The sequence below is a fragment of the Candidatus Symbiopectobacterium sp. NZEC135 genome (genome assembly GCF_025962695.1).
Map to the genome: position 1 here is coordinate 1 of NZ_JAGFPF010000111.1, position 5,516 is coordinate 5,516.

Here is a 5,516-nt window from a genome sequence, read left to right on the forward strand (position 1 = left end):
AGCGCACCGGTGCTGAGAAATTGCCAGAGTATGTTCCAGCGCTGTTGTTGCTGGCTTCGCACCTGCATGCTATTGGGGTTAGCCGAATGCGTGGATGGCCGTGCCTGTCCGGCTAGGTGCAACTGTGAACGCAGCGTTGTCTGGAGCACGTGTTTGAGTTTTTCTGGTGCTTGTTGGTAAAACATCCTTGCATTGATCTCACCGAGATCGAGCGTCAGCGTATCGATAACCAGGGTTTGATGCTCAGGACAGACCTCATCAAATACCGTTTCCATCACGGGGATAAAGTGCTGAACAACCCACTGCGCGGCGCGCGATTCAAAGGTCTCTGCATCAGCAAACCCGGTGAAATCAAATTCGAGACTAATGTGATTAATTTTGTGGAATTGGCTCATAGGCTCAACGCCTCATCTGTCTCATTGCGCGACCGCTGAATAAACTGGTAAAGCTGTTGAGCGATGGCATCGCACTCAGGCTGATCTTCTTTGCGCTGTAGCGCGTTGGATTTTGCGTGCCGCCATTGGCTATACAACGTTTCGAATTGGCCAAAAGCAGCGAAATCCAACCATAGGCACTGCGTCAGCAGGTGAGCCGGACTGTTTTCAATGATGAGTTGTTCTGCATGCTCCCGAAACCTGGGGTTACTAAAGCGAGCGGTGTAGCCCGGCAACACCAGAGTGACCCGGTTGGCATAGTCGCTAGCGTCTCCAGTACGCAGTAAAATGGGTTCGACGACATAAAGCCCTTCACTGCTTTGATTCAGCTCTATTAGCCAGCGTTGCAACTGATGGCAGAGTTGGGTGAGTGCCTGTTTGTCAGAATGGCTGGCAATATAAAGCCCCTCTTGGGTGCCTTCGATCCCAGTATTAAAAAACAGCAGATAATCATCATGCTCTGCGCGGGGCAGCAGGCGGTATCTGCGGTTATCAATACCAAACTGCAACAGCACATCAGGCAGCGTTCGCCCGTGGAAGAGGGAGGTGGCTAATAGGGTGTGCTCAATATCATCTTCATTCGGGTATTCGACTAAGCGGTTATCGGCTAAAGGCAGCAGGCTCGCCTTCGCTTCGGGGCTGAGTGACCACAACACAGTTTTGCCCGTATCGCTGGGGAAGTAGAATGAGTTTGGCACCAGGTTCAGTGAGTACCGGGCAATAGCCTGCGTATAACTCCCCTGGGAAGAGGCCAGTGGGAATAGCCCTAGAAGCAGCGAAAGACGCTGGCGGTATCCACCCTGATGTTCAGGCTGAAGCAAATTATCACCAATACCCCGGCCATTGGTCATCGTAACGATATTCAGGATAAAAACTTGTTTGTATTTCAGAAGCTGTTTTTCTAATGTTTGGGCAGAAAAATACGGATTGAACTGGCGATGTAACCACTCCGGGAACCGTTCGCTATAAAGGGCTAGCAAATAGTTAAAGATGCGATTTTTCCGCTCAGGATAATCATCAAGCTGAGCTCGCAACTGGTCCAGACGCGTGCTCGCATCATGCGGGTAATGTTTGCCGATATTATAAAACTCATCATCGTGTAACCGATGCGCATGGTAGGTGGCCTCAGTAGTTAATGAGAGCGAGAACAGCGAGTTCAACCCGGCAACGTCGTCACAAAAATTAGCCATTAGTTGGTCGAACAGCAGTAAGTAGCTGCGAAGCTGATGTCGTTGAGCCTGCTGCTGCGCATGGTATTGATTCGGCATCCCAGGCGCTAAATGATAGTTCCTGGGAAACAGCGTTTGAATGGATTCATAGCGGCTGAACTCAAAATATCGGCCAACGGGCAGCGCGGGGGGCGTGACCGTTTTGAGCTGGGCAAAACGTTGCTGGTATTGGATCTGCTCTATTTGAATGGCGAGATTGGCGTAGTCGAGGTTAACCGGGTGCTGAAACTGGATTATCTCGATGTCTGAATGCGCGGAGGGTCGCGGAAGCGTCAAATAAGAAAAAGGGGCGATATTATCAATCGGGGTTGGCTCTTCGTCACCCATGTTGCTACTGTGCTGGCTAAATTCTAGCCGATCAATTTGTAGGATTCCGTCTTCAGCGAGCAGTGATTCTTTAATCACAGTCGCAGGCATGTTTTGCGTATTTGCTTCAAGCCAAAGGCCAATCCGGTGGTAGATCTTGGCAGCTAGCCAGGTGACATCCGCGATATCGTCACTGATATGAATGACGGCGGTGAGCGTCAGCGGGTGTTGTCCGGTCAATTCAATGGCGGATAAATCTTCCCCAATCGCCCGAACCTGATAAAACTCATGGCGAATGCGCTGAATGGCGGCATGTTGCTGCGTATAGACCGAACGTTGGCTAGCTACCGGACCCTGCTGGCTTAACGCGTAAAAATGGTTGAGCTGTACATTAAGGGTGTAAATACCCAACTGCGGGGCATCTTCACTCCAGCGTAACCAGACTTTCTCGAGCTCAGGAAGCCGGGCTAATAACCACGTCTCATATTCTTCAGGCTGCTGCGGGTATGCCGGGATGATGTCTTGCGCTAACGCTAATCCATGAGCCCGGTAATCAATGTTCCCAGAGGGCTCGCTGAGATAGTCGGTTACCTCAAACTCACAGCGGTAGATCAGGTCGGTCAGGGCGTAGCACACCTGCTCCAGGATAGTCATGCCCGGATCGTGCGTATTGTAATCAGTCCAGAGATGACCACTTAGCTGCTGGATGTACGTCAGGCCAAGCTGATAAAGATGTTCAAAACTATTCGGATTATCATTATGGCGTTTTTTCGAAATAGTCTTAGACATTATTGAATTTACTCCCCCATTACTTTGTGCTGGCATTGCTGCATAAAGGGGTCATGCCATAATTGTGTAATATGGTATTGGATGGTTTGGTCTTTTCCAAATGGCGTATTGGTGCGAATTTGCAATGCGTAAGGGCGCACGGTGCCTCTGTGATTGTGTTGCCGCCAGCGCAGTTGTATTTTGTCTGCTGAAGAATGAAAAAATGCCTGAGTCATATGAATAGGGTTTTTATCTGCCCAGTGCCACCACCGTTTGTTGGGTGCGCAGGTATTAGTGGCGATGGCGTGCACAAGAGCATAGCGCCCGCTGTATCGGATGCCGATCCCCGCGACCACTTCGAACATATGGCACCCTTCGAGATCGGGAGTAATATCGTGCCATTCGCCATCAGCGGGGATGGGCGTATCAATCAACACGCCGCCCATTCTGCCTTGAGATGCGATGGTGCCATTGACGTCGAGGGTCTGCTGAGGCGTTGCGGTATTAATCCCTACATGTCCATTGGGCGTCATTGAGAGATTGGTGGACGGTACTGCTCCGGTATCCTCCGGGCTTTCTCCTGTGATATCTGCAATTGGGTTTGCGAAAATGTGTAGATTAATACTCTGAGGAGCAAATCCAACGTGCCACAGCGGGGTGTCGGGGCTATTTTGCTGGTAAAAGCTCAGCAAATGTTCCTGATCTAATGCTCTTAGCTGAAGTCCCGTTTCCGGTGGCTTGATAAACCCTTCATCACTCTGATTAACGCATGAGTCAATCAAGTCTGAAAAGTGTTCGGCTGACGGCATGGTCCCATGACGAAAATAATTCTTAAGCGTGCTTCGGTTACGTTTAGCCATTATTTTTTGCGCCTTTAGGGTTAGACGTTGTTGATGTGCTGACAATAAATTGTTCCCCGATAACCAGTTCGCCAATACCAACGGTAACGGGCCTGTGGGTAAGGTTATCGGGTGAAATTTGAATGTACTGATGCACTTCTGGAATCAACAAATACCATGGATAGGCTGCACGAATGGGTTGATTGGTTGTCGCGCTGTCCTGGAGCGTGTACTCCGTATCTTCATCAATGCTGATTTTCAGCGCGGAGAGTGCACTGACCTTAACGACGTTTTTTTGTCTGAGAATAAAGGCGCTGAGCTTCTCAAGTGATAAGCAGAATCCCAGCCCCGAGTTAAGACTGCCTGACTCCCAAGGGCATAATTGCGATTTGATAGCATATTCGAGTCTTCGTAATGCGGGGCCATGACTGACTCCCTCTTTTAACGTGACTTTGCACCTGATCTGGATTTTTTCGTAGCCAGGATGACGGACTTCTATTTGTACGTGCGGGCGAGACACGGCCAACAGGAAACGGCGAATAGCGAGAAGGTATGAAGAATCTAACTGCTTTGGCGAACAGAGCGAGTGATCGCAGTGGGTATTGACTGGGGTCACGATGACCAATACGCGGCCGGGTTCCTGGGCATGAGAATGATAGCTGCGGGTAGGGAAACAGTGTACGGAACCCACCTCCGGGAAGTTTTCCAGAATAAGGTGCTCGTAATCCCACGGCGTTAACGCTTTGCCTTTGTGACGCAAGCTTTCACTGATCCGCATCTGGAAGTGTTTATCGCTTTCAGTTTCGGGGATTTTTATCATCGCATTAAGTTGCGCTATGGCGGCAAGATTCGCCTTTCGCGGTGTGCTTCGCCATGCAGAAAATGAGAGCGGGGTGACACCATCATCGGCAAGGGGCGCGCCTTTACCTGATACTTTTACGACGTGTGTTGCCACATGCAAACAGTCAGGATAGCGGTCAATCCCCTTATTGGTACTCACACGTAGCCAAAACAGACCCGACGGCATCACGGTGTGGTCCGTATTGATGTCATCCGGTAGATCTAAGGTGACAATACCGGTGGTGAGAAAGTTGAGGGTAGTGTCATGGATAATCTGGTGCGGGTTGAGTGCCTGCCATTCATTTTCCACCAGGTAATACCAGCGATATGCGGTAGATGGATAGGGCATTAGCAGTCGGGCGTTACCGTCAAACACAAAGAAAATATTTAAATACCCCGATAATTCAGTCGCAGTGATACCGATAAAGCAATGGCTATCCTCTTGGTAATTCGGGAAGAATCTCGGTCTGTGGAGCTGGAGAATTTGCTGCGGCGGATAAATGGCGTTTTCGCCAAAAGGGTGCAAGTGAACGATTTCACTCTGGCTGTGATTGTCGATGCTTAATAAATCAATGGTTGATTCCGCTGAATAGTCGATGGCAATGCGGGTGACTAACGGCGCATAGGGTTGATTAGGCAACGTTCTTTTATGCTTTTTGCTGACATTGTAAGTCAGTGTGTCACTCAGTAAGGGCGCATAATCTTTGTGGCCGAATGCCGGTTCCGGGCCTGTAAGCATTAGCTTAAAGAGACCGTTACGTAAGCCAGATTGGTTACTGTATGGCGTCTTTGGCCACGGGCGAGCCACTGGCGTGTAGCTGTTTCTCATTTTCGGAAAATGAAGATGTCTGTCATGGTGAAGGACGCCGCTGGCCGGCGTGAATAACGGTAAGAAAGTCGGGCCGAATTCAACCCACTGCCCATTATCGAGCACTGCTGCGCGCATTTGAAAACTGGCGTTGGTGTATTGGTAAGGATATTGAGCATAGTACTGCCTGAAGCCCTCTGAGCCCCGCGGCAGGTTCCCCCAATCGAGGTGCAACGACAATTGGCTAAGGGATTTTCGGGCAATCTCTTCGTTAGCAATAACCACATAGGCA

Annotated in this window: 3 protein-coding genes and 1 pseudogene; all 4 read right to left on the reverse strand. The window is 49.9% G+C overall.

All coding sequences use genetic code 11. The features are described 5' to 3' along the window. Positions 1–395 (reverse strand): contractile injection system tape measure protein (locus J5224_RS23120; protein ID WP_264627590.1); only part of this gene is annotated, 395 nt, incomplete at its 3' end. Then, a complete protein-coding gene (locus tag J5224_RS23125; RefSeq protein ID WP_264627591.1) occupies positions 392–2,758 on the reverse strand; it encodes a hypothetical protein in 2,367 nt (788 codons plus the stop codon). The genes J5224_RS23120 and J5224_RS23125, both read right to left, overlap by 4 nt. Before the next feature lie 8 nt (positions 2,759–2,766). Continuing rightward, positions 2,767–3,597: a hypothetical protein gene (locus J5224_RS23130; RefSeq protein ID WP_264627592.1), complete on the reverse strand. Its 831-nt coding sequence runs from the start codon at positions 3,595–3,597 to the stop codon at positions 2,767–2,769. Then, positions 3,590–5,516, reverse strand: a pseudogene (locus tag J5224_RS23135) (hypothetical protein); the annotation flags it as partial. The pseudogene J5224_RS23135 and the gene J5224_RS23130, both read right to left, overlap by 8 nt.

Coding starts and splice junctions, on each gene's coding strand:
- J5224_RS23125 (WP_264627591.1), bottom strand. CDS start 2,758: ATGTCTAAGACTATTTCGAAAAAACGCCATAATGATAATCCGAATAGT.
- J5224_RS23130 (WP_264627592.1), bottom strand. CDS start 3,597: ATGGCTAAACGTAACCGAAGCACGCTTAAGAATTATTTTCGTCATGGG.